Below are 2,803 nucleotides of genomic sequence, written 5' to 3' on the forward strand. Positions count from 1 at the left end.
GACCGTTTTGAAGGCGGCCGTTGGAGCGCCCGTTTCCAGCTGGTCTTCGAGCGCCCCGCCGCCTAAGTTCCGCCCATGGCCACGGTTCTTTGGGTTTGGCAACTCAGCGGCGTCTCGATCGCCCTGCTGGGTCTCGGGCGTGAGCGCTGGTTGCGTGCCCGCCGCCTGGGACGGGGGTAGGCCTCACTAGCCTGATTGGATGCGCGACTCCTACGACGACTGGTCCCCTGAGCGACCGGAGCGCCCGGCCTACCGCCGCGGGGAGCGAGGCCTGGACCAACGGATGGACCAGTGGGTGTCAGCCGGCCGCCAGCTGGTGGACGGTGTCTCCGGCGCTCGTCCAGGTGGTCGCCGTGCCTCCTCGGGCCTTCGCCTGGATCAGGTCGGACGTTGGGTAGAGGACAAGATCGACTGGCTTCTGGAAGATGACGACGGCTGGCGGGAGTCCTGGGAGGAGCCCTCGGCGCCCCAGAGCCGTCGCCAACCCTTAGATGCGATCTCCCGCCGAGGTCGATCTGCTCGCCCCGCAGTGGCCCCCGCGCCCGTGCGCGTTGAGGCTCAGCCGCAACCCAGTGCCCCTGCCTCGTCCCAAGAACCCGTCGACCCCGACGCTTGGCCAGAAGACGAGAGCTTCACGCTGAACCGCTGGAAGCGGGAGGCCAGCCCACGGATCTCAGATCGCAGCGTGGAGGTGGTTGATCCTCAGCCGTTCGATGCGGGTCTGGGTAGGTCGCTGCCCCGCTCAACCCGGCGACGCGTCCGCTGAACCTGGTGCTTGGAGCGCCGGGTGCCGGCTTTCCGTTCCTGCACTTGGAAGGGGCAGCCCTGCTGGCGCAGTTGGGCGTTCACCGGCGCGATCAAATCGCGGGGAACGTCCTCGGCCATTTGCTCGACGCTGGTGCTGATGGAGGCGCAGCCGTCCGACAGCAGTTCCAACAGAGAGGCCCACTGCTCGACAAGGGTCGGCTGGGGAGGGCTGGTGCTGGTGTGGGGCCGTCTGCGAGAGCGGCTCCTGAAGGGAATCACGGTCATGACCATCCGATGCGTTAGGTCAATCATCCCGCCAGCACACCAGCCCGCAACCTGTCAATCCTTTTTTCGTTCAACTCGTAACACTTGTTAGAAAGTGTTATGGAGTTTTGTGTTCGGCAGGGCCCAGCCAGCGCTCCAGCAGTGGTGAGAACACCTCACGGATCACGGTGAGTTCCCGGCCTCCGCGAAAGAAGCGGTAATGGCGGCTCCAGTAGGGGCCTGGGATCCCAAACCCCTCTTCCAGAGATGGTGCCTGGACCCGGGCCAGGCCATCGACCTCGCGGTAGAGCTCGGCGCGGTTGGCGGTGAGGCTGGTCCAGATCGGCTGGTTGCGGGCCTGGAGGTGTTGTTCGGCTTGCTCTTGGTTCCACCAGCTCTCAGCCCAGGCCAGGGTGAGGGGGCCGCAGCGCAGCCAGACCTGCCTGCGCACCAGCGGTGGCTCGAGCTCTTCCACCTCCAGGGGGGCTTCGCTGGCCACCTGCTGATCGGCCCGCATGGCGATCACCTCCACCTGGACGGGTTGTCCCGTTAGGGATTGCAGGTGGCGGGTGGGGCTGCCATCCCCCAGCAGCAGCAGGCGCCAAGGACCGCTGAGTTGGGGGCCGCCGCTGACGGCATCGGCGCAGAGGCCCGCGGCCACGGCCTCAGGCGCGGCTTGCCAGAGGGGCTGGGGCGAGGGCCAAAGCTCAGTGGCTTGATCCGAACTGCTCAGGGGCTTGGCTTTAAAAACCTGCCCCGATGCTGACGCGCCGGCGCACGCCACTGCGTTCGATCACGGCCCCATCGCTCTGAATCGAGACCAACCGCCAGCCGCTGCTGCCGATCTGCTCTCCGATCAGGGCGTTGCTTGAGCTCTTGCCCTGCTGAAAGATGGCAGATCCCCGTTGGCCGGGGATCTGGACGACACCCACCAGCTCCGGCAAGGCTTCTGCTGGGGCCGCGGACTCGCTTGGGAGGGCCGGAAGAGGCGGGAGCTGCGTGATCCAGGCTTCCTCTGGCGGCGGTGGCGGCAAGGCCTCGCTGGTGGCGGGTTCTTGGTTTGGGGTGAGGTTGCGCAGGTCGCTGAGCAGGCGGGCGTTGCGCTCGAGGCGGAGTTGCCGTTGCGCGCTACTCCAGCCCTGATAGAGGCCAAGGCCGGAGCCCAGGGCGCAGAGAATCAGGCCGGCCAAGAGCCACTGCCTGGACTGCAGGCGCAGGATTGAGCTGGTCCTGTTGGCTTCGGTCGACGTTGTCTCGCGAACGTCGACCTCAATGGCGTCGTTGAGCTCGGCCTGCTGCGCGGAGGCCGGTTGAAAGACCCGATCCATCACCTGCTCGGCCTTGAGCTCCCAGTAGGCCTTGGAGGTGTTGATGGAGCGGATCGGGCCCACGCGGCATAGCGCTGTGGGTGAACCCTATCGGCTTTGCGGAGTGCTGACGAGGGTGTTGTTGCGGCGACTGTCTAATTCCAACCAGAGCATCAGAGCCGTCACATCGGCATGGCTGACTCCAGGAATCCGTGAGGCCTGCCCCAGGTTGCTGGGTTCGATGGCGCTGAGTTTCTCGCGGGCCTCCCGCGAGAGCGTGCCGATCTGCTCGTAATCGATTCCCTCGGGGATGCGGCGCTCGGCTTGCTTTTTCAGTTGATCGATTTGCTGCTGTTGCCGGGCCAAGTAACCGCTGTATTTGATGTCGATCTCAGCCCCCTCACGCACGTCGAGGGGGAGCTCGGCTTCGGCGAGGCCATGGCGCACGAGATCTGCGCTGTGGAACCCCGGACGCCGCAGCAGGT

The 2,803-nt window shown here is 66.1% G+C and carries 4 protein-coding genes and 1 pseudogene; 1 reads left to right on the forward strand and 4 read right to left on the reverse strand.

All coding sequences use genetic code 11. The features are described from left to right. The first annotated feature begins 199 nt into the window (after positions 1–199). Entirely contained in the window at positions 200–766 is a 567-nt protein-coding gene (locus tag QZ184_RS11100) for a hypothetical protein (RefSeq protein WP_296416133.1), read from the forward strand. On the opposite strand, the gene QZ184_RS11105 is transcribed toward QZ184_RS11100, so the two are convergent. The 4 genes and pseudogenes from QZ184_RS11105 to QZ184_RS11120 form a co-directional block, all read right to left on the reverse strand. After that, positions 703–1,059 carry a hypothetical protein gene (locus tag QZ184_RS11105; RefSeq protein ID WP_296416134.1) on the reverse strand — a complete coding sequence of 119 codons (357 nt, stop codon included), beginning with the start codon at positions 1,057–1,059 and terminating at the stop codon, positions 703–705. The genes QZ184_RS11100 and QZ184_RS11105 overlap by 64 nt on opposite strands. Positions 1,060–1,129: 70 nt before the next feature. Further along, positions 1,130–1,744, reverse strand: coding sequence for a chorismate lyase (locus tag QZ184_RS11110; protein ID WP_296419665.1), 615 nt, complete (start codon positions 1,742–1,744; stop codon positions 1,130–1,132). A gap of 10 nt (positions 1,745–1,754) precedes the next feature. Then, positions 1,755–2,402 carry a hypothetical protein gene (locus QZ184_RS11115; protein WP_296419663.1) on the reverse strand — a complete coding sequence of 216 codons (648 nt, stop codon included), beginning with the start codon at positions 2,400–2,402 and terminating at the stop codon, positions 1,755–1,757. A 24-nt stretch (positions 2,403–2,426) separates the two neighbouring features. Beyond that, positions 2,427–2,803: pseudogene (locus QZ184_RS11120) on the reverse strand (tRNA uridine-5-carboxymethylaminomethyl(34) synthesis enzyme MnmG); the annotation flags it as partial.

The sequence above is a fragment of the Vulcanococcus sp. DEBay_Sum22DG08_74 genome, assembly GCF_017852955.1.
In the GTDB taxonomy this organism is placed as follows: Bacteria; Cyanobacteriota; Cyanobacteriia; order PCC-6307; family Cyanobiaceae; genus Vulcanococcus.

Coding starts and splice junctions, on each gene's coding strand:
- QZ184_RS11100 (WP_296416133.1), top strand. CDS start 200: ATGCGCGACTCCTACGACGACTGGTCCCCTGAGCGACCGGAGCGCCCG.
- QZ184_RS11105 (WP_296416134.1), bottom strand. CDS start 1,059: ATGATTGACCTAACGCATCGGATGGTCATGACCGTGATTCCCTTCAGG.